Here is a 25,842-nt window from a genome sequence, read left to right as displayed (position 1 = left end):
CTGCACGAACGGCATAAATCTGCATTTAAAATTCAGATACGTCGCAAATTCGGGCATTTACTATATTTAATGCATGAACAGGAATATGCAGGCTCTTACAGCTATTGCGCAAAAAAAGCAACGCCATATTATTGGTTTAATGAGCGGCACTTCGGTTGATGGTTTAGACATTGCTTATTGCCGTATTACCGGCGAAGGGCACGAGACCAATATTGAGCTGCTTGCATTTGAAACCATTGCTTACGATGCAGATTTTAAAGCCGAGATCAAATCGGTGTTCTCTAAAAAAGAAGTTGATCTTGAAAAATTATGCCTGCTCAATCCATGGGTTGCACAACAACAGGCAGCCATGATCAATACCTTCTTAACCAAACAGGGGATTGCAAAAGAAGAAGTTGATTTGATTGCCAGCCATGGCCAAACCATTTACCATGCACCAAAAGCATTGCACCAGCAAGAAAAATTCAGCAATGCAACGTTGCAAATCGGCGATGGCGATCATATGGCGGTTGATACCGGCATTATTACAATCAGCGATTTCAGGCAAAAACATATTGCGGCAGGTGGCGAAGGCGCACCACTCGCCGTGTACGGTGATTATTTTATTTTTACGAAGAAAGGCGAAGACCGCATTATGCTGAACATGGGCGGTATTGCCAACTTTACCTTTTTGCCCGGTTCGATGGATGCGAATAAAATCTTCAGTACCGATACCGGACCCGGCAATACTATGATGGATGCCTTGGTTCAACAGGAAATACCCGGAAAATATTTTGATGATGATGCTGCTCTTGCACGACAAGGAACAGTACAGGAAGCTTTATTGAAAGCGTTGAAAGATCATCCGTTTTTTGAACAGGATTTTCCAAAAACAACAGGCCCAGAATTATTTAATCTTACTTACCTCGAAGCTGCTAAACAAAAAGCAGGCATTGAAACCATCAGCGCTGCCGATGCTATGACCACCCTCAATTTATTTTCAGCTGAAACCATTGCAGAAGCTGTACAAAAAACCATGCAGGGCAACAGCAACTTTGTACTGTATGCAAGTGGTGGTGGTATGCACAATCCGTTATTGATGGATCGTATAAAAATTTTGTTGCCGGGTGTACCCATCAAATTAACAAGTGAGTTGGGCATTAACCCCGATGCAAAAGAAGCTGTATTGTTTGCCATACTCGCCAATGAATGTATTACAGGCGGTACTATTGAATTTGGAAAAACATTAAAAGGCATTCCGTCTGTTACAATGGGCAAGATCAGTTTTCCCTGGTAACTACTGCAGTTGAGCTGCTGTATTTCTGTTCGGTGTAGCTGCGGAATTTTTCGAGCCCCTGTTCAAATGCAGAGCCAATCAGCCGATCGATGAAGATGCCAAAGAAACGCTCCCATGGATACCATTTCAATTTGTATTCCATATACCAAAGCACTTCTGTTGTATTGCTGCTGATGCTCCTGATACGAAAGCCGCCTTCGGATGTATTCATATCTTTTATTTCATGCAGTACAATAATTTCATCGGGCTTAATGGATTGTACGGTGAGTTTACCTTCACTTTTAAGCTTTACTCCTTTCCATTTGAAATAAGCACCGGGAGCATTGGTTACAGCAGAGGTTTGCACAATGGCGCCACTATCGGCAGTAATCCATGGCAGCCACTGATTCCAGCCTTTTACATCGCTCAACTCTTTGTACACATTGCTGCTGTCCATATTAACAATAATCCCTCTCGATATTTTTACACTCGAAGGTATCAGCAAACCAATGATGGTGATAACTGCAAACAGCCCCACCAATACAAACAAAAACATTTTTATTAAACGCATAGAAAAAGTTGATAGTTCATGGTTTATAGTTCATAGTTGACGTCCCCTTACATCTTACTTCTTACTTCTTACCTCCTACATCAGACATCATAAATCAGACATCTTACATCATTCCCATTTAAAAACTTTAATGGCAACAGCATACAACACAACACCCCAAATACCGAGTATACCTAACTGTTTTCCGCAATCAATTAAATGACTGCCCTCAAACGCAATATTACGCATGGCATCGTTTAAGTGCGTTAATGGAAGTATACGACAAATGGGTTGTAACCATTTCGGAAACGTATCAATGGAAAAGAAGGTGCCTGCCAATAAAAACTGTGGCAATGTGAACATATTGGCAAACGGCGGTATGGTGCTTTCGTTTTTTGCCAAGCCACTAACAATAAACCCAAAGCCCATGAATACAATCAACCCAACCAAACTCAGCAACAGCAATTCAATAAACGTAACAGCACCATGCACCAATGTAAATCCAAATACAAAACGGCCGATGAGCAGAATGACAACAGCTGTAATGAGCTGGAACAATACACGGCTGATGCCTTCGCCAAACAAAATATAGCCACGCTTAATAGGTGTTGCAAAAAAGCGTTTCAACACCAATTGTTGACGCAGATTAAAAAACAAAAAAGCTACACCAAACACACCGGCACTTAATAAAGAGAATCCCAACTGGCCGGGCAAAATAAAATCGATGGTTTTATACACTCTGCCGGGCATTGGTGGAGGCAGTTCAATTTTTGCATAGGTAGGAGCATCGGGTGCAGCCCTGCGATCGATGTTAACGATGATATCTTTTAAAGTCGACTGAAGAATGGCCAACCGGTCTACACTTGCTGTAGATGTCTGGATGCTGATGTTGTACAACGGAAACGTATCTGTTTTATTCGGCTGCATATCAATGAGTGCAGTAATTCGTCCTTTCGACAGATCGTTCTTCAGTTCCTCTTCACTCTTTTCAACAATACGGATGGTTTTGTATTTCGACAATTGCTGGTAAACAGCATTGCGTTGGGTGGTATCGGTTGTTTTGGTAAACCCGATACGAACAGTTGGACTGCCGCCGCCAATAAAACCAAACACCAGTATAAATATGAGCGGAAAGGCAAAACTGAATATAACTGCAGATGGACTGCGGAAAATTGCCCGGAAGCTTGCTTTGGAAATAGCCAGCATCGCTTTCCACTGGCTGTAGTTAGTACTCATGTCGCAAAGCTATTTGTTTATGCAGTTGTGCTGAAAACTTTTTACTGCCCTATTTTTACAGCATGGCTTATCATGTGTCGTACATTTTACTGGGCAGCAACCAAGGGCAACGAAAACAGTACCTGAAGAAAGCAACCAAAGCAATACAGCTTCGCTGTGGCAGCCCTGTAAAAGCATCATCATCCGTGTACGAAACAGCAGCCTGGGGCAATACCAAACAGGCTTCTTTTCTCAACCAGGTAATCGTAATTCATACACAACTTTCGCCCGATGAATTAATGCAGGAGCTCTTGAACATAGAACTGGAGCTGGGTCGCATCCGCACCGAAAAATATGGACCACGCACCATCGACCTCGATATTTTATTTTACGATAACCTCGTCTACCACTCACCGAAAGTAACCCTGCCCCACCCAGCTATACAAGACAGGCGTTTTGTATTGATTCCTTTGGCCGAACTGGGAGAACGTAAACTTCACCCGGTATACAGGAAAACCATTGGCACCTTATTAAAAGAATGTGCCGATCTGTTGCCGGTAAAGAAGCTGAATTAAGTCAGGCCGCTCCATCATCGTAAATCTATTTGAGTCAAACAGTGGTCAGGCTTTTAAACGGGTACTTTTCCACAAACTGAATAAGTTCAGCTTTCAAATTCGCAGCATGTTTTAATTTGCCGCCGGATGAAGTACAATTTTGTTACAATCGAGGGGAATATTGGTGCAGGCAAAACAACGCTGGCACATTTACTGAGCAAACATTATAATGCACGACTGATACTGGAAGAGTTTGCCGACAATCCTTTTCTGCCAAAGTTTTACGAAAATCCGCAGCAGTTTGCGTTTCCGCTGGAGCTGTTTTTTATGGCCGAGCGTTATAAACAACTAAAAGAATTACTGCACACACAGGATCTTTTTAACTCCATTACTATTTCGGATTACCTGTTTACCAAATGCCTGTTGTTTGCGAAAGTGAATTTGCCTGCAGATGAGTTCAGGCTGTATCAAAACCTCTTCGATATCATTCACCAGCAGCTGGTACAACCGGAACTGTTGATTTATTTACATTCGCCGGTATCCCGTCTGCAGCAAAACATCCGTAAACGCAACCGCAGTTACGAGCAGCAGATTGCCGATGAATACCTGTTCAGCATACAGGAAACCTATACGCAATACATCAAACAGCACAACATTAAAACCTTGTTTGTTGATGCCAGTAATGCCGACTTCCTCGGCAATGAAAAACACTTACAGGTAATTATCGATGCATTGGATAAAGAGTACGAGCAAGGTCAACACTATATTACATTACCATGAGTGAACATAAGAAGCAACCCTTTTTATTGAATAATGAGTTTGCATGGTATGTTACAGCCCGTTTAATTTTTCTGGCAGGTTTACGCATGACGCCGGTATTACTTGGCTGGAAACTGTACGAAGTAACCGGCAGTAAATTATCGTTGGGTGTATTGGGTTTATCAGAAGTAATTCCGGCTATTTTATTAGCATTACCTGCCGGTGTAAAAATCGATCGCAGCAATAAACAACGGCTTATCAGCATTTGTATGTTGTTGTACCTGTTTATTATGCTGGGCATGTTGCTGGTTACTTCCGATTATTTTATCAGCTCTACTTCTGCAACAGTTGTGCAATGGAGTATTTATGCATTGGTAGCAGCCACAGGCGCTGTACGTGCATTCAGCAGTCCTGCCTTCAGTGCTTTTCTTTCGCAGTTGGTTTTTCCAACACAGTTGGTGAGAGCAACTTCGATTAACAGCATGGCATGGCTGCTGGCTGCAGTAATTGGTCCCGGTGCAGCAGGTTTGCTCATGGGTTATACGAATGTAACAGTAGCATTCACCGTTGTATCATCATTGGTATTGATTGCGGTGTTTTGTATGCAGAACGTAAAACAAAAACCGGTATTGCTTAAACCGGGCAATACACGTACCTGGGAAAGTGTAAAAGAAGGCATCCATTTTATTCTTACAGAAAAAGCATTACTGGGTTCGATGACGCTGGATATGTTTGCTGTTTTGTTTGGTGGCGTAACGGCATTGCTTCCTGTTTTTGCAAAAGACATTCTACATATTGGTCCCGAAGGTTTGGGTTGGTTAACAGCAGCAACTTATCTCGGCAATTTTATTGCAATTGCTGCATTGACATGGAAACCGATGAAAAATAAACAGGGACAAAAACTCTTTTACGTTGTGGGAGGCTTTGGACTTTGCATTCTTGCATTTGCCTTATCGCAGAATTTCTGGCTGAGTTTTGCAGCGTTGTTTGTAAGTGGTTTGTTCGATGGTGTAAGTGTGATCATTCGAGGTACAGTGTTACAACTTTTTGTACCCGATGAAATGCGTGGACGTGTAAGCAGTGTAAGCTCCATCTTCATTAACAGCAGCAACGAACTCGGACAGTTTGAAAGTGGCACAGCTGCCTCGCTCTTAGGCACAGTACCTTCGGTTATTTTTGGCGGCTGCATGACATTACTTGTTGTTACCATTACCTGGTTCAAGGCACCCAGTCTGCGCAAGCTGGAATATTAATTTTACCATTCATCCAAATTATCAGCAGATTCAGGAAGGACTTGTAAACAAAACAGTCAATTGTTTATTTTACAAGTACAAACGAAACTGTATGAACCGTAAACATTTCCTGCAAACATCCGCACTTACATTTGGAGCTTTAGCTGTACAGCAAAATTTGTTGGCACAACTGTTTCAGCAACCTGCATGGAAAATAAAAATGTTGACCGATGAGATTGGTGTGTTTACCGAACGTGGTGGTACTATTTTGTTTTACTTGAGCAAAGAAGGAATTGTGGTGGTTGATACGCAGTTCCCCGATCAGAGCAAACACCTCATCGACGAATTAAAAACCCGTTCAGAAAAACCGTTTAAGCTGCTCATCAATACGCATCACCACGGCGATCATAGCAGCGGTAATATTTCATTTAAAGGAATCGTAGAACATGTGCTGGCGCATGAAAATTCAAAAGCCAACCAGGAACGTGTAGCACAGCAAAGCAAAAGCGAAGACAAACAGTTATACCCCGATCAAACCTTTGGTACTACCTGGAGCCAGAAAGTTGGTAGCGAAAAAATTACGCTGCACTACTTTGGTGCTGCACATACCGATGGCGATGCATTGATCCATTTTGAACATGCAGATATTGTGCACATGGGCGACCTCATCAACAACCGCCGCTATCCGTATATCGATCGTACAGCCGGTGCTTCCATTAAAAACTGGATTGCAGTGCTTGAAAAAACAACCAAACATTTCAGCAAGAAAACAACGTTTGTGTACGGTCATGCATCGGAAGGTTTTGAAGTATACGGCAAGATGGACGACATTAAAGCCATGCAGCACTACTTTGAAAAATTGATGGCCTTTGGTGAAAAAGAAGTAAAAGCAGGAACAAGCAAAGAAGACTTCCTTAAAAATAAAGCGATACCCGGCGTAACTGAATGGGTGGGCGAAGGCATTCAACGTTCGCTGGTAGCTGTGTACGATGAACTGACTGCAAAATAAATACACATGTGGATCGGCATTATTCTAGCTATCGTTTTAACCATTGCGTTTCTCAGCTATCGCAGAAACAGGGATACTCCATTTCAAAGCAGCGAATCGAATAACAGGAATTATAGTGGTGATGGCGGAACCTATATGAGTAATGCTTATTCAGATCCGGCCAGCAGCGGCGATCATCATGAACAGGATCACGACGATGAAAATGATGCTGATGATGATAATAACAACGATGGAGATGCAGGAAGTGATGGCGACGGAGGTAGTGATGGCGGCGGCGATGGTGGAGACTGATCACTCATCATTCATCACTCATTTCTCCTCATTTCCCCAACGAAATGTTTTCACATTAATTCCTGCAAGATCCAACACACGATCAACAACGGTAGCTGCTACTTCTTCAATGGTTTTTGGTACGCTGTAAAAACTGGGTGTAGCCGGGCAAATAATACCACCCGCCAGTGTAACTGTTTCCATATTGCGGATATGAATCAGGTTATACGGTGTATCACGCACCACACAAATCAGTTTTCTTCTTTCCTTCAACACTACATCAGCTGCACGGGTAATTAAATCATTGGAAACACCGGTTGCAATACGTCCCAATGTACCCATACTGCAGGGAATAATAATCATGGTATTAAACTGTCCCGAGCCGGAAGCAAATGGTGCATGAAAATCCATTGTAGAATAAATTCGAAACGGAAGGTGTTTGTACGACTCATCCTGCAGTTCGGTGCGCCAAACCTCTTTTGCATTTTCCGTCATTACCAAAGCCACTTCTGTCCACTGCTCTTTAACTGCAGCAAGTTTCTCCAACAGGAGTTTCGCATAGATAGAACCACTGGCACCGGTAACTGAAACAACAATTTTATGCACGTATCAACGTTTAAATGAATAAGATTAACAAAAATAGCATGCAAAAGTTGTCTTTTTATTTTAGCCTGACCGTTCTGTTTATTTCCATCAGTTCATTTCTCTATCATCCGCCTAAAGAAAAGCTGCAATGGATAAGTATGGAAGAAGCAGAACAAAAGTTGAAAACCGCTCCACGCCCGGTGTTGATTGACCTGTATACCGATTGGTGCGGCTGGTGCAAGGTGATGGATAAAAAAACATATAGCAATAAACAATTAATTGAATATCTCAACAGCAATTTCTACCTGGTTAAACTAAATGCCGAAACAAAAGCAGATGTTCAATGGAAAGGCAAAACATATAAGTTCAACCCGTCTTATAAAACCAATGAAATAGCCCTGATGCTCACTAATGGCGAACTGGCATATCCAACAACTGTAATTATTCCGGGTGAAAACGAAGCACCACAGCCTATTTCAGGCATGTTGGAAGTAAAAGAAATGGAGATGCTTGTAAAATACTTTGCCGAGAAAAAATTCGGGGTGCAAAGCTTTGATGATTATGCCCGTGGCTTTAAAAGCACGTGGAAATAATTTAACGTTTCAACAATAATTAAAAAAAAATGGCTATTTTGCCATCGATGATAAGGTTTAATGGTTAATGGTAACTGATTAGCGCCTCTTCCTACCGGAAGAGGTTTTTTTTTGCCCGTAAAGTACTGATACATGCTTTTCGCCACCTCTGTGTCTGAAATATGACAAATCCATGCAACTCAAAAAATAAAAACTTAGTCTATTTGTGTGATGATAAGGTTTAATGGTTAATGGTAACTGATTAACCGTCTCCCCTCCTGTCCAGGCGGGGATTTTTTTTGCATAAAAAAAGGCCGCTACCGGCCCTTTTAAAAAGAAGTTCAACCATTATTTGGAGGAAACCACCCTGCTTGCAAAAATGATGTACATCGGATTCTGCGGAATGTAGGCAGCCGGCATGTGTTTATTTTTATCCTGCGGTACAGCTACAATGGTTTTGTTGCCGAAGCTTGCCACTTTGTAATAATTATACTTCATCATTACCGAGCGGTTTTCCAAACGCTCATCCAATGTATTCACCGCATCGGGCCACTGGTTTTCTTTACTGTAACGGATAATTTCGCTCAGCAATGCTTTATCGTTGAGCTGTCGCTTTACTTCTGCCTGATCGCTTTCTGTTAGATTGTAGGTTGAATACATTTCACCCAAGTCGACAATCTTTACGGGCGTGGCCTTTTTCCCATCGAAATAATAAAAGCCTCTTGTGCAACCTGCAGTAATCAGCAGCAGCAGAACAAAAGCGACAGCCTGTTTAGCGTGGTTCATACAACGTTTTTAAAGTATTGAATGCAGCAGCATCGCTGCCATTTTTATGTACTGAAAGTAGAAATTAAATTGCTCAAACCAAAGTTTACTTTACGGCAAGCAGTTTCTCCAGCACGTAATAAGTAGCCGGACAAAACGTGCTGTTCTTTAACGTAAGATGTGGCCGTTTTAAAATCACATCTTCATCGGTGTACGGGAAACGTTCACAGTCTGATGGCCGCTCTTCATAAATACTGCAGTAATTATCTGCACCAAGAAAAGGACAAGGCTTTGTATTTACCACGTAATCGCCTTCTTCATCAAGACGTAAATAAGCATCAATAAAAGCACTTTCTTTCATGCGCAGGTGTTTGCTGATGCGTTTGATATCGGGCGTTTTAAACCGGGGTGAATAATTTTTACAGCAATTGGCACATTGCAGACAATCAACTTTCTCAAAAGCTTCTTCGTGCAGGTCGGGCAGTTGTTTCAGCACTTTGTTTTTATCGGCACGTTTCAGGAAACGGCCATATTCCTTCTGATGCTCGGCAGCTTTTTTTTCCCAGTTGTGTAAAATATCGTCGGCCATGCTGCAAATGTATGAAAGCTGGAAGCTTTTCCCTTCTGCCGCAGGTAAATGCAGTTGCGTATCTTTTGTTGAACCTTTTGAAAAAATACAACGGCACAAACCCTTTTTTACGGCGCAACCGTTTTCACAGACTATCCCCACACAGCTAACATGCGTTTATTTGAATTGTTTCTGCCCGTAACTTTGCGCATCTTTTATTTTCTGCATGAGAAAACCAAAAGACAAGCTGTAAAAGCTTCTTTTCACATCACAGATTTGTATAAACGAAAGACTCACATGAACCTTTTTGAAGCGCAACAAAACGAATTCTCCCGCAGGCACATTGGAACCACAGGATCGGAAGCGAGCCTGTTAAAAACCATCGGGGTAAACAGCCTGGATGAGCTGATTGACAAAACCGTACCGGCAGCAATCCGTAACAATGAAAAACTGAACCTGCCCGATGCCATGAGCGAGGCGGATTTGTTGAAGCATCTGAAAGACATTTCGCTGAACAATAAATTATTCAAAAACTATATTGGTCAGGGTTATTACGATACCATTACGCCTTCGGTGATTCTGCGTAACATCTTTGAAAACCCGGGTTGGTACACACAATACACACCATACCAGGCCGAAATTTCGCAAGGCCGTTTGGAAAGCTTACTCAACTTCCAAACCATGGTGAGCGATCTCACCGGTTTACCTATAGCCAATGCTTCTTTGCTGGATGAAGCAACCGCTGCTGCAGAAGCCATGAACATGCTTTTCCATCATGTAAATAAAACCGACGTTATCAATGCGCCGAAGTTTTTTGTAGATGAGCAGGTATTTCCACAAACCAAAGACGTATTGATTACACGTGGCACACCGCTGGACATTGAATTGGTGTTTGGCAATTATAAAACTGCAAGCATCGACAATACTTATTTCGGTGCATTGGTGCAGTACCCTAACAATATTGGTTCGGTTGAAGATTACCGTGCATTTATACATCAAGTACAAAGTGTTGGCGGTTTCGTAGCCATGGCTACCGATCTGCTGGCGTTAACCTTGTTAACATCGCCCGGCGAACTGGGTGCTGATGTTGCTTTTGGTTCGGCACAACGTTTTGGTGTACCGCTTGGTTATGGCGGACCGCATGCTGCGTTCTTTACCTGTAAAGACGAATTTAAACGTTCTATTCCCGGCCGTATCATTGGTGTAAGCATCGATGCACAAAACAACCGTGCATTGCGTATGGCATTGCAAACACGTGAGCAACACATCAAACGTGAAAAAGCAACCTCAAACATTTGTACTGCACAGGCATTACTCGCCAACATGGCGGCGATGTATGCGGTTTATCATGGTCCGCAGGGATTAAAAAATATTGCTACACGTGTAGCCGTGCTTGCGCAGGTTGTAGGCGATGCATTAACAGAAAGAGGTTTTGAATTACTCAGCAATTCGTTCTTCGATACCATTGCTGTGAAAGTAAACGACCTTGCAGCTATAAAAACAAAAGCAGAAAAACAGGAAATTAACCTGCGCTATATTAATGCAACGACAATAGGTATTTCGGTTGACGAAACAACCAATCTCGAAGATCTGTACGATCTCATCAACTGTTTTGTAAACGATGTAGACCCTGTTCATTTTGCTGTTGAAGAAGAGGTACAGCTGAATCATATTCCTGCTGCACTTACCAGAACAAGTGCTTACCTCACGCATCCCAACTTTAATACGCATAACAGCGAAAGCCAGATGATGCGTTACATCAAGCAGCTGGAAAACAAAGATCTTTCGTTGAACACGTCAATGATTTCTTTGGGCAGCTGTACCATGAAACTGAATGCAGCAACACAAATGATGCCTTTGAGCTGGGCACACTGGAGCAAAATGCATCCGTTTGCTGCAGCCGATCAAACAAAAGGTTATCAGCAGATCGTTGACGAATTATCACAATACTTAGCAGAGATTACTGGTTTTGATGCAACCAGTTTGCAGCCCAACAGCGGTGCGCAAGGTGAGTACGCTGGTTTGCTCGCTATTCGTGATTATCATTTAGCCAACGGCAATGCAAACCGCAACATTATGCTTATTCCTATTTCTGCACACGGTACCAACCCTGCAAGTGCGGTAATGGCGGGTATGAAAGTGGTTGTGGTAAAAGCATTGGAGAACGGTTACATTGATGTGGCCGACTTTAAAGCAAAAGCAGAACAACACAGCGCCAACCTTGCAGGTGTAATGATTACTTACCCCAGCACCTATGGTGTGTTTGAAGAAACTGTAAAAGAGATTTGCGCTATTGTACACGAACATGGCGGACAAGTATACATGGATGGTGCCAACATGAATGCACAGGTTGGTTTAACATCGCCCGGTTTAATTGGTGCCGATGTTTGTCACCTGAACTTGCATAAAACATTTGCGATTCCGCATGGTGGCGGTGGCCCCGGCATGGGACCTATTTGTGTGAAAGCACATCTTGCACCATACCTGCCCGGACACATCAACAATAACACAAAAGGAGCTGTTAGTGCTGCACCTTACGGTTCTGCATCGATCCTGCTCATCAGCTATGCTTATATCCGTTTACTTGGTGCCGATGGTGTAAAACGTGCAACAGAATACGCAATCCTTAACGCTAATTACATGAGAACGAGGTTGGAAAAAGATTTCGACATTCTGTATAACGGATCAAATGGCACTTGTGCACATGAGTTTATTGTTGATCTGCGTCCATTTAAAAATACTGCAGGTATTGAAGCAGAAGATGTAGCGAAGCGTTTGATGGATTATGGCTTCCACGCTCCTACCATGAGTTTCCCTGTACCGGGCACCATTATGATTGAGCCAACAGAAAGCGAAGACAAAGCAGAGCTCGATCGTTTCTGCGATGCATTGCTGAGCATCCGCCAGGAAATCCGTGCCATTGAAGAAGGCAATGCAGATAAAGCAAACAATCCGTTGAAGCATGCGCCGCATACGCAACAGGTTGTTACTGCAGACGAATGGAACCGTCCTTACAGCAGACAACAGGCAGCTTATCCGCTGTACTATGTAACGCTGAATAAGTTCTGGCCAAGTGTAAGCCGCATCAACAATACTTACGGCGACAGGAATTTGATCTGCACCTGCGAACCTGTAAGCAGTTACATGGAAACAGAAGCATAAATGAATTGACAACAGAACATATGCAAACGTCCCGCTCGGTGAGCGGGACGTTTTATTTTATGCCTGAAAAAAAATTTAGTTACTCTGCACAAAATGCCAGCATACACCGGCAAGGTCAATCACATTGACTTCTAACCCGTATGGCATGTTGCTGATATTCCCAATGCGGATACCATACTTTTCGGGCAATTGTTTTTCCAACACATATGCACGGAAGGAAGCTGCATCTTCCACACCTACAGTCAGCATAAAGTTTTCTGCAAAAGATTGATTGTCGTATTGCTGCAGGATGAAAGCGAATCCGTTATTTTCAAAACCGGCATAACCATCCATCTCCCACACTTTTGTAAAACCAAGTTCTTCAAAAAAGGCCTTCGACTCTTCAAACTTTTTACCGGATGGCACAAACGGACGTAATGAAAGAAATTTCATACCTGTTGATTTGTTGAAAGATAATTACAATTTAGCGCTCTTTTGTAACACAGTTTACTGCAGAGAAACATGCAGCAAAAAAAGTACATTTACTGTACGATGCTTCGCTTGTTTGTCTGCTTACTATTGATGCTTTGTGCAATGCCATTTGCGCATGCACAACCCTGCACTGCCCAGGGACAAACGCCTGCAACAGCATTCAGTCTTTGTGGCAATACATCGTTCTTTCAGCCAACATTACCAGTTTGTCGCAACGGTGGTTTGTTTGTGCCGGGCTGTACCAATCAAAACACCAGCTACGGCGATAACAATCCCGTCTATTATACCTTTACTTGTAAAAATGCAGGCACGTTCGGCTTCACTGTTTCACCCGCAGACCCTATACAGGATTACAACTGGATGCTGTACGATATTACCGGCCGTAACCCCAACGATATTTTTGCAGACAAAACATTAGTGCTGACAGGCAACTGGTCGGGCAGTACAGGTAATACAGGTGCAGCCGCCAACGGTATAAACTTTATACAATGCAGATCACTTCCTGTGTTTGGTGAGAAACCCACATTCACAGCAATGCCTTTGTTACAAACCGGGCATGTGTATGTATTAATGGTGAGCAATGTTGACTACGCAGGCAACTTTTCATTAGCAGTACAAGGCGGAACAGCCGACATCAGCGATGATAACAGCACGCCTTTCCGATCGTCTATTGCTGCTTGTTCCAACAACAGCATCACCCTTGTTTTTAACAAGAAAATTAAATGCAGCAGTATAGCAAGCAACGGATCTGATTTTATGCTGCAACCTGCTACAGCAAGCATTGTTGCAGCCAGAGGAATCAATTGCACAAACAGTAACGAAACCGACAGCATTGTCTTAACCTTCTCTGCTGCAGTTACCCAAGGTCAATACCAAATCAGCATCAACACAGGTACCGATGGCAATACATTAGTAGACAGATGCAACAACAACATTGCTTCCAATACAACGATACCTGTTTCCATTTCGCCGTTTGCGGTTATTACCAATGTGCAGCCAAACGCATGCAATGCCACTGCGTTAACGCTTACTTTTTCCAAACCGGTGCAATGCAATTCTATTGCTGCTGATGGAAGCGACTTCAGCATTACTGGTCATGCCCTGGCACAAATTCAACATGTACAAACCACTTGCAACAATGGCTATACCAACAGTGTAATCCTGCAATTACAGCAACCATTGAACACGGCAGGCAATTATACGATTGTTTGCAAAAAAGGAACAAACGGCAACACCTTTGTTGATGAATGCAATAAAGAAACAGCGGCTGGCACAAGTACCTCGTTTCGGATTAAACCAGCCGTTGATGCAAGCTTTACTTACAGCATCAGCTATGGTTGCATGACAGACACTATACAATTTACGCATGCAGGTGGCAACGAAATCAACTACTGGCTATGGCTGTTCGAGAATGGCAGCGCTGTCGGCGCCTCTGCCACCCAACTATTTACCACAAGCGGATTAACACTTGCACGTTTAGTCGTTGATAATGGCCAATGCAGAGATACTGCCGCCGAAACCATCCTGTTACCAGACAAGCTCAGCGTTGATTTTGATGTGATGGATACGGCCTGCGCAGGTGAAGAAATTTTCATCGTCAACCGCAGTACAAACGCAACAGCATGGAGTTGGGATTTCGGCAACAACACGTTCAGCAGTCTTGAAAAACCATTGCCGGTTACCTATACAGCTGCAACCAATAACCGGCCATATACCATTACGCTTACGGCTACAAAAGATAATTGCACAAGCTCGCTAAGCAAGCAAGTGTATATTGATCCTTATTGTGCATTGTTTATGCCCACTGCATTTTCTCCAAATGACGATGGATTAAACGACTATTTTGGTCCGGCCCGTACAACAGCATTACGGGAGATGCAGTTAAAAATTTTCAATCGTTATGGAGTATTGCTGTTTCAATCATCTGCAGGCAATACATCCTGGAACGGACGTTACAACAATTTGCTGCAGCCAATGGGCAATTATGTGTGGCAATTATCCTGGCGGGATCCTGCTTCGGGTAGCGTAATGCAAAAAAAAGGCAATGTTTGGCTGCTACGCTAACCAAATATTGCCTTACGATTATTCTGTTTCCTGCACTGGTATTACTAAGCCGGTTTTTTCTTCCAGAAATAATAAGAAAGCACGCCGGGTATAATCCACATCAGCATACCCAGCATTTGCGGATCAAATTTGCCGGATGCTGCAATACCGGAATAAACTGCGCCTGTTAAATCGAAAAACAAACCTGCATAAGCCCACTCTTTCAATGTACGTGGCAATGGCAGCAGTATAGCTATGGAGCCTGCAATTTTCATCCAGCTTAAAAACTGAATGAAATAAATAGGATACCCTAAAAATTTATGAAAGATATCAATGGTTTGCTCGTTCGGTCCAATACCTCCAACGGATGAAAAAATCATGAGCCCGGCAAAAAGTACCGTGAATACCCAATAAAGAATGTTGCTTGTTTTTGGTTGCATGATGATTGTTTTAGGTTTGATTGATTGCTGCTGTTACAAAACTAAGCTTGTCTTTGCAATTATCGCCTGTACTGTTACGACAATACCCAAGGCCGTTTGCGACAGTTTAAGTTAAATAGAATAATTCATTTCGATGAACGGTTCAAACAAACCATTAAAATCGTTGTAACTTATCAGCCTAAATCAACATACAAATGGATCAGCAAATTATTAATCTATACGATGAGTACACGCATAAGCCACTCCCCCGCAGTGAGTTTATGAAACGCCTTGCTGTTTTAACCGGCAGTACTGCAGCAGCAGTTGCTATTCTGCCCTTTCTGGAAGGTAATTATGCAAAAGCGGCTGTTACACCCAGTGATGATTTATTTACCGAATACATCACTTATCCTGCAGTAACAGGCGAAATGAAAGCGTATGTGGCTCGTCCGAAAAAAGAAGCGAAGTACGGAACTGTTGTAGTGATACACGAAAACCGTGGTTTGAATGCACATATTGAAGATGTGGCACGCCGTGCAGCAACTGCAGGCTTTTTAGCAATTGCACCGAATGCATTAGCACCGCTTGGCGGAACACCTGCCAATGAAGATGAAGCAAGAACGCTATTCACCAAACTAAATGCAAAAGAAACAGAACAGAACTTCATCAATCTTTTCAACTATCTCAAAACAAGAAAAGACAGCAATGGTAAATTTGGTTGTGTTGGTTTTTGCTGGGGCGGTGGCATGAGCAATACATTAGCAGTAAACGTTCCTGAATTAAAAGCCGCAGTTGCTTTTTACGGACGACAGGCTACTGCAGCAGATGTGCCTAAAATAAAAGCGGCGGTGCAGTTACATTATGCAGCACTCGACGAACGCATCAACGCAGGCATTCCTGCATACGAACAGGCATTAAAAGATAACAAGATCACGTACGAGTTGTACATGTATCCCGAAGTGAACCACGCATTCCATAACGATACAGCGCCTACACGCTATAACGAAGCAGCTGCAAAACTTGCATGGCAACGAACCATTGATTTTTTCAAAAAGCATTTGGCATAGCAGCTCTTAAAAGATAATCAAAAAGGAAGCCGTTGGCTTCCTTTTTGATTATACACAACTGCTAATAACTAATTTCTTCTTAATAGTTTTGCAGTGGCAGCAACTACTTTCAAAAAAACTTATTTTGCACACCTATCAACATCTTATGAATCGACTGATCCTTTGCTTCTTCAGCCTGCTAATCTGTATTTCAGTTGCTACTGCACAAACGCCTCCTAAACGTGAGCTGCGTGCTGCATGGCTCTCAACTTTTCTTAATCTCGATTGGCCAAGTGCTGCTGTACGAACTGTACAACAGGTAAAAGATTCTGTTACAAAACTGATCGATATGCAGCAGCAAACTGGCATCAACGCTATCTACTTCCAGGTACGCAGTGAGTGCGACGCCATGTATGCCGGTTCTGCAGAACCCTGGAGCAGTTCAATTACAGGTACGCAGGGTGTTGCCCCGGCTGACGGTTTCGATCCTTTACAATTTATGATTGCAGAGTGCCGCAAGCGTGGCATTGAAATACATGCATGGTTTAATCCCTACCGGGCTGTCAATAATTACAACAACATTGGCAGTTATGCTGCAAACCATGTTGCCAGAACACATCCTGAGTGGTTACTTGCACAAGGCTCGTTGCGCATTCTCAACCCCGGTATTCCTGCTGTACGGGATTATGTTATTTCTATTGTAATGGATGTACTGCGCCGTTACGATGTAGATGGTATTCATTACGATGATTACTTCTATCCCTACCCGGGTGCAGGAGGAACAAACGCACGTTTTAATGATAACGCAACATTTGCTGCTTACCCCAGAGGTTTCACTGATCAAAACGATTGGCGAAGAGATAACATTAACCTTTTGATCCAGCGCAGCTACGATAGTATTAAAACTGTAAAGCCTTGGGTGAAATTTGGCGTATCGCCTTTTGGTATCTGGCGAAACAAAAAAAGTGATGCTGCAGGATCTGCAACAACTGGACTCCAGAGTTACAGTGAAATATATGCTGATACAAAAAAATGGCTGGAGCAAGGTTGGGTTGATTATGTTACACCACAATTATATTGGAGCATTGGTTTTACGAATGCTGATTATGCTGCACTTATTCCCTGGTGGAACAGTGTTGCAAATGGCCGGCATATTTATAGCGGACAGGCAGTGTATAAAATAAATGCAGAATTAGACAATGATGCAAGATGGAACAATCCATCACAAATCAATAACCAGGTACGACTGAACAGGCAATACAGCAATGTATTAGGTACCAGCTTTTTTCGTACCCGTTATTTTGCAATCAACCCGCTAAAGTTCAGAGATTCGTTGCAAGAATATTTATACAGCACTCCTGCTTTATTACCGACCATGCCCTGGCGTGATAACACTCCTCCTCAACCCGTAAGCAATGTTACGGCACAGGTCAACGGCAATAATGTGCAACTCAGCTGGACAAAGCCGCCAACTACAACAAACGAATTGGATAAAGCAAGACAGTTTGTGGTGTATCGTTTCAATAACGCTGCCGTTAATTTAAATGATGTGGAAGCCATTCAATATGTTACGGCCAACGATCAAACAACAACATTTACAGATAGCAATCTTACATCAACGGTTTACTATTACGTAGTAACAAGCCTCGATCGTTTTCATAATGAAAGTATCGCAAGCAATGTAAAAGAAGTATCGCTGTTGCCGGTAACCATTGCCGGTAAGCCTGAGCCGGTTGTTGAAAAACCAAAACCTGTAAACGATAAACCCAAACCTGCAGTTGAAAAACCGCAGCCTGAAGCAACAACTACTGAAGTGGATTTTGCAATAACTGCCAACCCAAATCCAACAGCAACGTTTACCATCATCAATTATACGCTCACAAAACGGAGCGGCGTTTTACTTTTTGTACTTGATAGTGAAGGAAGAGAAATCATGAAGCTGGTAGATGGTTATCAATCAGTCGGAAAACAATTTGTACGTTTCAATACAAACAACTTACTTCCAGGAACGTATAATGTAAAAATCCAGATTGATAATATTGAAAAGACGCTGAAGGTGGTAGTAAATAAGTAAAAATAAAAACGCCCTGTAACAGGGCGTTTTTATTTTTATCTGCCAAAACCATCGTAATGATCTTCGGCATATTTTTCAAACCTGTTGAGTAATGCAATATTCTTTTTCTCAACTTCGGTTAATGACGCTGTAACATCTGTACTAATGGGAATGTACCAATCTACATAATCAAAAAACTGTCGATATGTACGCTTCTTAAACGTGTATCCATGTCTTGCATAAATCGTGTTGCGGATAATTTCAAGATCAATTTTCTTCAGATTTTTCACATCAGCTTCTTTCAGTTCTTTTTCAGAAGCATTCAACTCAAATATTTTTTCTGATGCAGCCCTGAATACATCAACCATAAACGTGTCTTTTACGCCCTCTTCATTTTCTTCAATCACTTCTTCCGTTTTTCCTGAAACATAATCAACATAATCCATATCATCCGGCAACATCAACGCAGAATTGTATACAAATGCCGATTTTACCAATGCGAACCTTCGTTTCACAACAGGTAAATCTTTTCTGAACGAAGTCCAGTTCCCTTTCAACGTATCGTCCTTTATCGAAAATGTAAACAACCCATCGTATTTCTCATCGCCGGGCTCCTGCACCTGAAACTCATACAAAGAATCTTTTTTTCGCAGCACCCCTTTAAACGCCCTGCTGTTACCCGCTACAATGGATTGACCAAACACACTATCGCCCTCAATCCGTTTCAGCACCAGGTTAATTTTATTACTGTGCGATCCGTCTCCGTTGCCATCCGAATATTCTTCAGCAATAAAATCGCCCACCCAGCTGCCGAAGTATGAATTGTACTGCAGAAACGAAGTGTCTTCTTTTACCACTTCTTTTTCAACATTGTCTTTTTCAGCAGGCTGTTGCTGTTCATTGCACGCAAGCAAACTCAACAACGCAATTACTACAATACTTTTTTTCATATCAACTTTCGTTTAATAATATATTCTGCAATTAATAAATTCGGAATCCATCCAAGACCGGCAACGATTACATACACATCCATTGGTGCAGGTGCAAACAAATACACTAGTATAACTTTCCATAAGCGAAGTGTAATGGCCGACAAGGCTAATGCAAAGCTGCGTATCATAAATGCTTCATGGCGGGCAATGTTCTTTTGCTTTATTGCAACAACAGCTCTGAATGTAAACCACCACCACAATAAAGAGAGCATAACAAAAAAAACAACGGCCAATACCCCTCCGTTTGCATGTAATGCCATGACAAAACCGCTCGGTGCAGAAGACACAAGTACCACAGCTACATACAGCAACCCAACTACACGATGCAGCCTTACATATTGTTGACGCAACGTATTGCTGAATTGTGTAAACCCGGCCAGCAGGCAAAATATACTGCTGTAAACATGTGTATAAAAAACGGGTATGTAATACGGCAGCTCCTGCACTTCCGTCTGCTTTATTTGTAAAAAGGCCGCCATCCTGTTAAACGGAATGTACTGCATAGTAATACGCAACATCAACCAACAGAAATAAGCATACACCGGAAGCAACAGGTAACGCAGCAGTTTGTATTTGTGTAATAAATTAAACATGAAATAGGACCGATGAACGATTAAACATACTCTGAACAATTCACTTTTCAAAAAACCTGTTTTTCTACGTCCTCTCCTACCTTTGCATAAATTTTTCCGATGGCTGAAGATTTACATATTATACAGGGAACAAAAGAAGAGAAGTACCAACAACTCATCCCACAGATAAAAGGTCTGCTGGAAGGTGAACCCGATCTTATTGCCAACCTCGGCAATATTTGCGCAGCATTGAAAGAGCAGTTCGGATGGTTATGGGTGGGCTTTTATATTGTGAAGCCAGCCATTAAATCGGCAGAACCGGAATTGGTGCTTGGTACATTCCAGGGACCTGTTGCCTGCACCCGCATCCGTAAAGGCAAAGGTGTTTGCGGCACCACATGGGCCGAAGCAAGAACATTGATTGTTCCCGATGTAGAACAATTTCCCGGTCATATTGCCTGCAGCAGCTTAAGCAAATCAGAAATCGTTGTACCTGTTATCCGCAACAACGAAGTGGTAGCCGTGCTGGATGTTGACAGTGTGGAACTGAATACATTTGATGCAACTGACCAGCAATACCTCGAAGAAATCATCAGCCTCATTGAATGGCATTAAGCAACGTTATGTATGCAAAAAGATAAAGTGCTGCTCTACGGAGCAAACGGCTACACCGGCGAACTGATTGCACGTTACGCTATCGAATACAAGCTGCAACCAATTCTTGCAGGAAGAAAAGAAGAAACGCTCCGTTCATTAGCGGAACGTTTACAATTGCCTTATCGCATTTTTGGTTTGAATGATGCAACTGAGCTGCAACAACAGTTACAGGATGTGCAATTGGTGATTCATGCAGCCGGGCCGTTTTCGCACACGGCCAAACAAATGGTGGAAGCCTGTATTGCAACACATACGCATTACATCGACATCAATGGCGACATCTCTGTTTTCGAATTCATTAAAACATACGATGCGGCTGCAAAGCAAGCGAACATCATGTTATTACCCGGTGCAGGCTTCGACGTTATTCCTACCGATTGTACTGCTTTACAATTGAAAGAACAATTACCCGATGCTACACATTTACAACTGGCATTTATCAGTAATGGTGGCGGCTTGAGTCATGGTACAGCTACCACCATGGCACAACGCATCGGCGAAAAAGCAGTAATCCGTGCAAACGGCGTATTAGTAAAACGCCCGTTGGGTTATAAAGGTTTCTGGTTAAATGCTGCAGGCAAAAAACGCTTTGTAATGAGTTTGCAGTGGGGCGATATTTCAACAGCACATCACACAACAGGCATTCCGAACATTGAAGTATTTACCGGTATGCAGCCGAAAACATATCGCCTGTTGAAATTCCAGTTTTTGTTCAACTGGTTACTGCGTACAACATTTATCCGCAACATCATTCAGCAAAAAATCAATGAACGGCCTGCAGGTCCAACCGATGAACAACGGGCAAACGGCAGCACCATTGTTTGGGGCAAAGTATGGAATGCCAAAGGCGAAGAAAGAACAAGTGTGCTGCAATGTGCCGATGGGTACAGTGTAACCGCATGGGGTAACCTTTTAATTGCACAGAAAATTGTACAAGGCAACTGGAAACCCGGTTACCAAACACCGGCGTCGGCTTATGGCAAAGAGTTGATTTTTGAAATTCCGAAAAGTAAGGCGCTTACTACTGCTTAATTAAATAAGCATCGCTTGCAAATGTTACAAGGAATGAACGGGCACGAGCCGGTGCAAGCAAACGAAATACGCCGGTAACAAATTCATTCTTGCGGCTGCGTAATCCTTTTTTCTTTTTATTGAAATCGTACGTATCAACAAACGAAACAACTTCGTTATCAGCCGCATTGTATACAACAGTGATGGTGCCCAATGCCCAGCCGAAGTACGCATCATTGTTCAGGTCAACCTGTTTGTAACAATAGTTGTGCTGTGCTGCTATAACTGCGTGGCAGCTGTCTTGCTTTACAAACAAGGGAACTGTTTGTTGTAAACGTTTAAAATCTGCCGTTGAAAGAATAAAGGTTTCGCCGCTGCCTGCGAGATAATGTTGCAACAATTCCTTTTCTAATGGCGAATTTAATTTGGGATGCAGGGCAACAATTTTATAAAACAGCTTGCGGTAGCCTTTTAACCTTAGCTCCTCACCTGTACGAACAGCCGCAGAATCAACGGCAAACACAGCAACAGGTAACAGCAATAAAAAAAACAACCAGATACGCCCCATAGAAATTTAAAAATAACAATTTTACGTACATAGCAATTCTTTTATACCCGCTGCGTAGCTTTGCGGCTCTGAAAGATTATTACACCATACTTGAAATTGCGCCATCGGCAAGCTTACCGGAAATTAAACAGGCTTACCGTAAGTTGGTGATGCTGTATCACCCCGATAAAAACAACGACGATCCGTATGCGCTTGCACGTTTTTCCGAAATAAAAGAAGCGTACGAAGTGCTCAGCAATCCGCAGAAAAAAGAAGTGTACCTGCAGGAACGATGGCTGCATAAAGCCAGTGGACAAAAAATAGGTGAAGAACTGATCACCGCACCGGCCATCCTCAAAAAATGCCTGGAGCTGAATAAACAAATAGCCGGAATGGATGTACACCGCATGAATTATACAGGTGTTGCTGAACGTATAACCAATGTACTCAACGATGGCACAATCGACATCCTCCTCAATCAGAATGAAACAGATGTAATAGCCTCGATTGTTGCAAGTATGTCAAAAAGTATCGAATCGTTTCCATCTGCTGCAGCCAAACCTGTAGCATTGCAGCTTTTAAAATTAGCAGTGCATCTTCCACACTGGCACACACATATTCAACAGCAGATGCAGCAAAAACAACAAATGGAAAAATGGAACAGACTAACGCCGCTGTTCATCATACTGCTCACACTTGGTATTTGTCTGCTTATTTATTTCATGGGTAAATAATTGACTTGTTGAATATTTTTTCAGAAACAACAATGATTGCTAAACACAAGCTTTTGTTTGTGATGAGTGGCAAAACGATTGTTTGAATGTGCTGTTGTATTAGCAAACAAAACAAACAATGAAAAAAACATTTATCTCAATGATGATGACTGCATCATTTGCAGTAATGCTGACTGCCTGCGGTGGTGGCGAAAAAACCGAAACAACAACTGATACTGCTGCAACAGAAACTTCTGCCGCAGTTGATACACCTGCAGCAGCGCCGGCAACTGTTGTTGATATTGCTGTTGGCTCTGCCGATCACAGCACATTGGTTGCTGCTGTAAAAGCTGCCGAACTTGTTGAAACATTAAGCGGCGCTGGTCCGTTTACCGTATTTGCACCAACCAACGCAGCTTTCAGTGCATTGCCTGCAGGTACGTTGGATAATTTATTAAAGCCCGAAAGCAAAGCAGATCTCACGGGCATTTTAACGTACCATGTTGTGGCAGGCGCATTAAAAGCAGCTGATTTAAAAGATGGTCAGAAACTCAAAACTGTAAATGGTGCAGAGTTAACTGTAACAATAAAAGATGGCAAAGTAATGATTGATGGCGCCAATGTAACTGCAGCAGATCTTACAGCCGGCAATGGCGTAGTACATGTACTGGATGCAGTAGTACTGCCTAAGAAATAAGCGCCCGCTTTTTTCATTCGATATACAATTGCTTCCCGCAAGGGAAGCAATTTTGTTTTATGGAGTTACGTTGCTGCATTTTGCTGCCCGAGCCCTGTTCCTTGTACCTTGTATCTTTTACGTGCCGCCGTCAGACGAGGGCGTCAGACGGGGCATACTTCTTACATCGTACCTCGTACTTCAAGCTTATCTTTGCGCCATGCATTATGTTTCTGTTGAAGGATTAACGAAGAGTTACGGTATTATTCCGCTGTTTTCAAATATTTCATTTCATATTGAAGAGGGCGACAAAATTGCACTGGTAGCCCGTAATGGCTCGGGCAAATCCACTTTATTAAAAATACTGGCGGGCAAAGAAACAGCCGACGAAGGAAAGTACTGGGTAAACAAAGATGTAGACATTGCTTTGTTTGAACAGGAGCCCGGATTTGATGAAAACAAAACCATTCTCGATAATATTTTTCAGCACAACCACCCTGTTATCAACGCTATTAAGGAATACGAAGCCATCAGCGAAGAACAGGATGCAGAAAAACTCAACGAAGCCATTGTAAAAATGGATGAGCTGGGTGCATGGGATTTTGATGCAAAGGTGAAACAGATTCTGGGCAAACTCAACATTCATCACCTGCAGCAACCGGTTGGTACATTATCCGGCGGTCAGCGTAAACGTGTGGCACTCGCACGAACACTCATCGACATTGGTTTCGATCACAAACATGTTTTGCTGATTATGGATGAACCCACCAACCACCTCGATGTGGAAATGGTGGAATGGCTGGAACATTATCTCAACAAAGAAAATATTACCCTGCTGCTTGTAACACACGACCGCTATTTTTTAGATGCCGTGTGCGATGAAGTATGGGAGCTCGACGGCAGCACCTTGACCGAATACAAAGGCGATTACCAGAATTATTTAGAAAAGAAAGCAGCACGTGTTGAAAGCGAGCTGGCGAGTATTGATAAAGCAAAGAACACTTACCGTAAAGAACTGGAATGGATGCGCAAGCAACCAAAAGCCCGCACCACAAAAAGCAAAAGCCGCCAGGATAATTTTTACGAAGTAGAGGCAAAAGCCAAACAACGCATCGAAGATCAGCAGGTACAACTAAGTATGAAGATGAGCAGGCTTGGGGGTAAAGTGGTGGAGATGAAAAAAGTGTACAAGAGCTTTGGCGAAAAACAAATATTGAAAGGCTTTGATTACACGTTTAAAAAAGGCGAGCGTGTTGGTGTGGTAGGACAAAATGGTGCAGGGAAATCAACTTTCATCGATATTATACAGGGCATACAACAACCCGACAGTGGCAAGATTAATGTGGGAGACACCATTGTATTCGGCAACTATTCACAAAAAGGATTAGAAATAAAAGAAGACCTGCGTGTAATTGAATACGTAAAAAATATTGCAGAGAATTTTCCATTGGCAAGTGGCGGTTCGTTAAGTGCGGCTCAGTTTCTGCAATTGTTTTTGTTTGATCCGGATAAACAGTACACCTATATTTCAAAGTTGAGTGGTGGCGAAAAAAGAAGATTGCATTTACTGTCGATCCTTTTCCGTAATCCCAACTTTTTAATTCTCGATGAACCCACCAACGATCTTGATCTGCCGACATTGGCTGTACTGGAAAATTTCTTAACCGAATATCCGGGTTGTCTGCTCATCGTTAGCCACGACCGTTATTTCATGGATCGCCTCGTTGATCATTTGTTTGTATTTGAAGGCGATGGCGTCATCACCGATTTCCCGGGCAACTATACACAGCTGCGCATTTATCAGAAGGAAAAAGAAAAGTCTGAAGCCGATAGTAAAGAGTCGGTAGCCAGCACTGAGCGAAGTCGAAGTGCGGTGCCGGAGAAACCGAGCGGAGTCGAGGGTTCGACAACAGAGAAAAAACGTTTCAGCTTTAAAGAAAAACGGGAGTTCGAATTACTGCAAAAAGAAATTGAAGAACTGAGTGCAGAAAAAGAAAACATCACAGCCAAACTCAACAGTGGTAATCTTCCGTTCGATGAGTTGCAGCAACTGAGCAACCGCATTGGCGAAGTAACCACCCTGCTCGATGAAAAAGAAATGCGTTGGCTGGAGTTGAGTGAATACAGTGAATAGAATATTGGAATT

26 protein-coding genes are annotated in these 25,842 nt (G+C 42.6%); 16 read left to right on the top strand and 10 right to left on the bottom strand.

Translation table 11 applies throughout. From position 1 onward, the window contains the following. Positions 1-73 precede the first annotated feature (73 nt). Complete coding sequence (locus IQ13_RS14285) at positions 74-1,276, top strand: anhydro-N-acetylmuramic acid kinase (protein ID WP_144887071.1); 1,203 nt, start codon at positions 74-76, stop codon at positions 1,274-1,276. On the opposite strand, the gene IQ13_RS14280 is transcribed toward IQ13_RS14285, so the two are convergent. Continuing rightward, positions 1,260-1,826: an SRPBCC family protein gene (locus IQ13_RS14280; RefSeq protein WP_144887070.1), complete on the bottom strand. Its 567-nt coding sequence runs from the start codon at positions 1,824-1,826 to the stop codon at positions 1,260-1,262. The two genes, IQ13_RS14285 and IQ13_RS14280, sit on opposite strands and share 17 nt — an antisense overlap. 108 nt (positions 1,827-1,934) lie before the next feature. Next, a complete protein-coding gene (locus IQ13_RS14275; RefSeq protein WP_144887069.1) occupies positions 1,935-3,041 on the bottom strand; it encodes an ABC transporter permease in 1,107 nt (368 codons plus the stop codon). 62 nt (positions 3,042-3,103) lie between these two features. On the opposite strand from IQ13_RS14275, the gene folK reads away from it, so the two are divergent. The 5 genes from folK (at position 3,104) to IQ13_RS14250 (ending at position 6,865) form a co-directional block, all read left to right on the top strand. Then, positions 3,104-3,595, top strand: a complete 492-nt coding sequence (gene folK / locus IQ13_RS14270) for a 2-amino-4-hydroxy-6-hydroxymethyldihydropteridine diphosphokinase (RefSeq protein WP_144887068.1) — start codon at positions 3,104-3,106, stop codon at positions 3,593-3,595. 126 nt (positions 3,596-3,721) lie between these two features. Further along, entirely contained in the window at positions 3,722-4,354 is a 633-nt protein-coding gene (locus IQ13_RS14265; protein WP_144887067.1) for a deoxynucleoside kinase, read from the top strand. Then, positions 4,351-5,586: an MFS transporter gene (locus IQ13_RS14260; RefSeq protein WP_144887066.1), complete on the top strand. Its 1,236-nt coding sequence runs from the start codon at positions 4,351-4,353 to the stop codon at positions 5,584-5,586. Before IQ13_RS14265 ends, IQ13_RS14260 begins: the two co-directional genes overlap by 4 nt. A gap of 91 nt (positions 5,587-5,677) precedes the next feature. Continuing rightward, the gene (locus tag IQ13_RS14255; RefSeq protein WP_144887065.1) at positions 5,678-6,574 is read left to right on the top strand and encodes an MBL fold metallo-hydrolase; all 897 of its coding nucleotides are present in this window, start codon (positions 5,678-5,680) and stop codon (positions 6,572-6,574) included. Positions 6,575-6,580: 6 nt separating this feature from the next. Continuing rightward, complete coding sequence (locus tag IQ13_RS14250) at positions 6,581-6,865, top strand: hypothetical protein (RefSeq protein WP_144887064.1); 285 nt, start codon at positions 6,581-6,583, stop codon at positions 6,863-6,865. Positions 6,866-6,883: 18 nt separating this feature from the next. Here IQ13_RS14250 and IQ13_RS14245 read toward each other — a convergent pair whose 3' ends face one another. Then, a complete protein-coding gene (locus tag IQ13_RS14245) occupies positions 6,884-7,450 on the bottom strand; it encodes a UbiX family flavin prenyltransferase (protein ID WP_144887063.1) in 567 nt (188 codons plus the stop codon). Positions 7,451-7,488: 38 nt separating this feature from the next. Between IQ13_RS14245 and IQ13_RS14240 the strand changes: the two genes are divergently transcribed. Further along, positions 7,489-8,022, top strand: a complete 534-nt coding sequence (locus IQ13_RS14240; RefSeq protein WP_158637403.1) for a thioredoxin family protein — start codon at positions 7,489-7,491, stop codon at positions 8,020-8,022. 327 nt (positions 8,023-8,349) lie between these two features. On the opposite strand, the gene IQ13_RS14235 is transcribed toward IQ13_RS14240, so the two are convergent. Next, a complete protein-coding gene (locus tag IQ13_RS14235) occupies positions 8,350-8,787 on the bottom strand; it encodes a hypothetical protein (protein WP_144887061.1) in 438 nt (145 codons plus the stop codon). Between the two features lie 85 nt (positions 8,788-8,872). Continuing rightward, a complete protein-coding gene (locus IQ13_RS14230; protein WP_144887060.1) occupies positions 8,873-9,355 on the bottom strand; it encodes a YkgJ family cysteine cluster protein in 483 nt (160 codons plus the stop codon). A 276-nt stretch (positions 9,356-9,631) separates the two neighbouring features. Between IQ13_RS14230 and gcvP the strand changes: the two genes are divergently transcribed. Further along, the gene (gene gcvP, locus IQ13_RS14225; RefSeq protein WP_144887059.1) at positions 9,632-12,496 is read left to right on the top strand and encodes an aminomethyl-transferring glycine dehydrogenase; all 2,865 of its coding nucleotides are present in this window, start codon (positions 9,632-9,634) and stop codon (positions 12,494-12,496) included. A 75-nt stretch (positions 12,497-12,571) separates the two neighbouring features. On the opposite strand, the gene IQ13_RS14220 is transcribed toward gcvP, so the two are convergent. Beyond that, on the bottom strand, positions 12,572-12,928 hold the full coding sequence (locus IQ13_RS14220) for a VOC family protein (RefSeq protein WP_144887058.1): 357 nt from the start codon (positions 12,926-12,928) through the stop codon (positions 12,572-12,574). A 69-nt stretch (positions 12,929-12,997) separates the two neighbouring features. Between IQ13_RS14220 and IQ13_RS14215 the strand changes: the two genes are divergently transcribed. Then, positions 12,998-15,031 carry a T9SS type B sorting domain-containing protein gene (locus IQ13_RS14215; protein ID WP_144887057.1) on the top strand — a complete coding sequence of 678 codons (2,034 nt, stop codon included), beginning with the start codon at positions 12,998-13,000 and terminating at the stop codon, positions 15,029-15,031. A gap of 44 nt (positions 15,032-15,075) precedes the next feature. Here IQ13_RS14215 and IQ13_RS14210 read toward each other — a convergent pair whose 3' ends face one another. Further along, the gene (locus IQ13_RS14210) at positions 15,076-15,450 is read right to left on the bottom strand and encodes a DoxX family protein (RefSeq protein WP_144887056.1); all 375 of its coding nucleotides are present in this window, start codon (positions 15,448-15,450) and stop codon (positions 15,076-15,078) included. Positions 15,451-15,644: 194 nt separating this feature from the next. Between IQ13_RS14210 and IQ13_RS14205 the strand changes: the two genes are divergently transcribed. Both IQ13_RS14205 and IQ13_RS14200 read left to right on the top strand, forming a co-directional pair. Further along, positions 15,645-16,496 carry a dienelactone hydrolase family protein gene (locus IQ13_RS14205; protein WP_144887055.1) on the top strand — a complete coding sequence of 284 codons (852 nt, stop codon included), beginning with the start codon at positions 15,645-15,647 and terminating at the stop codon, positions 16,494-16,496. Between the two features lie 145 nt (positions 16,497-16,641). Then, a complete protein-coding gene (locus IQ13_RS14200) occupies positions 16,642-18,549 on the top strand; it encodes a family 10 glycosylhydrolase (protein ID WP_144887054.1) in 1,908 nt (635 codons plus the stop codon). 35 nt (positions 18,550-18,584) lie between these two features. On the opposite strand, the gene IQ13_RS14195 is transcribed toward IQ13_RS14200, so the two are convergent. Then, positions 18,585-19,478, bottom strand: a complete 894-nt coding sequence (locus IQ13_RS14195) for a YARHG domain-containing protein (protein WP_144887053.1) — start codon at positions 19,476-19,478, stop codon at positions 18,585-18,587. Beyond that, entirely contained in the window at positions 19,475-20,113 is a 639-nt protein-coding gene (locus IQ13_RS14190) for a DUF2306 domain-containing protein (protein ID WP_144887052.1), read from the bottom strand. The genes IQ13_RS14195 and IQ13_RS14190 overlap by 4 nt, the downstream gene beginning before the upstream one ends. A 99-nt stretch (positions 20,114-20,212) precedes the next feature. Between IQ13_RS14190 and msrC the strand changes: the two genes are divergently transcribed. Continuing rightward, positions 20,213-20,707 carry a free L-methionine (R)-S-oxide reductase MsrC gene (gene msrC / locus IQ13_RS14185; RefSeq protein ID WP_144887051.1) on the top strand — a complete coding sequence of 165 codons (495 nt, stop codon included), beginning with the start codon at positions 20,213-20,215 and terminating at the stop codon, positions 20,705-20,707. A 12-nt stretch (positions 20,708-20,719) separates the two neighbouring features. Beyond that, positions 20,720-21,781 carry a saccharopine dehydrogenase family protein gene (locus IQ13_RS14180; RefSeq protein ID WP_144887050.1) on the top strand — a complete coding sequence of 354 codons (1,062 nt, stop codon included), beginning with the start codon at positions 20,720-20,722 and terminating at the stop codon, positions 21,779-21,781. On the opposite strand, the gene IQ13_RS14175 is transcribed toward IQ13_RS14180, so the two are convergent. Further along, the gene (locus tag IQ13_RS14175; protein WP_144887049.1) at positions 21,771-22,328 is read right to left on the bottom strand and encodes a hypothetical protein; all 558 of its coding nucleotides are present in this window, start codon (positions 22,326-22,328) and stop codon (positions 21,771-21,773) included. The genes IQ13_RS14180 and IQ13_RS14175 overlap by 11 nt on opposite strands. 29 nt (positions 22,329-22,357) lie before the next feature. On the opposite strand from IQ13_RS14175, the gene IQ13_RS14170 reads away from it, so the two are divergent. The 3 genes from IQ13_RS14170 (at position 22,358) to IQ13_RS14160 (ending at position 25,830) form a co-directional block, all read left to right on the top strand. Continuing rightward, positions 22,358-23,041: a J domain-containing protein gene (locus tag IQ13_RS14170; protein WP_199758294.1), complete on the top strand. Its 684-nt coding sequence runs from the start codon at positions 22,358-22,360 to the stop codon at positions 23,039-23,041. A 118-nt stretch (positions 23,042-23,159) separates the two neighbouring features. Next, the gene (locus tag IQ13_RS14165; RefSeq protein ID WP_144887047.1) at positions 23,160-23,717 is read left to right on the top strand and encodes a fasciclin domain-containing protein; all 558 of its coding nucleotides are present in this window, start codon (positions 23,160-23,162) and stop codon (positions 23,715-23,717) included. 199 nt (positions 23,718-23,916) lie between these two features. Then, on the top strand, positions 23,917-25,830 hold the full coding sequence (locus IQ13_RS14160; RefSeq protein ID WP_144887046.1) for an ABC-F family ATP-binding cassette domain-containing protein: 1,914 nt from the start codon (positions 23,917-23,919) through the stop codon (positions 25,828-25,830). Positions 25,831-25,842 lie beyond the last annotated feature (12 nt).

Source organism: Lacibacter cauensis (assembly GCF_007830055.1).
GTDB lineage: Bacteria > Bacteroidota > Bacteroidia > Chitinophagales > Chitinophagaceae > Lacibacter > Lacibacter cauensis.
Note: the sequence above shows the minus strand (reverse complement) of the source record. Positions and strands in the feature narration are given on the sequence as shown.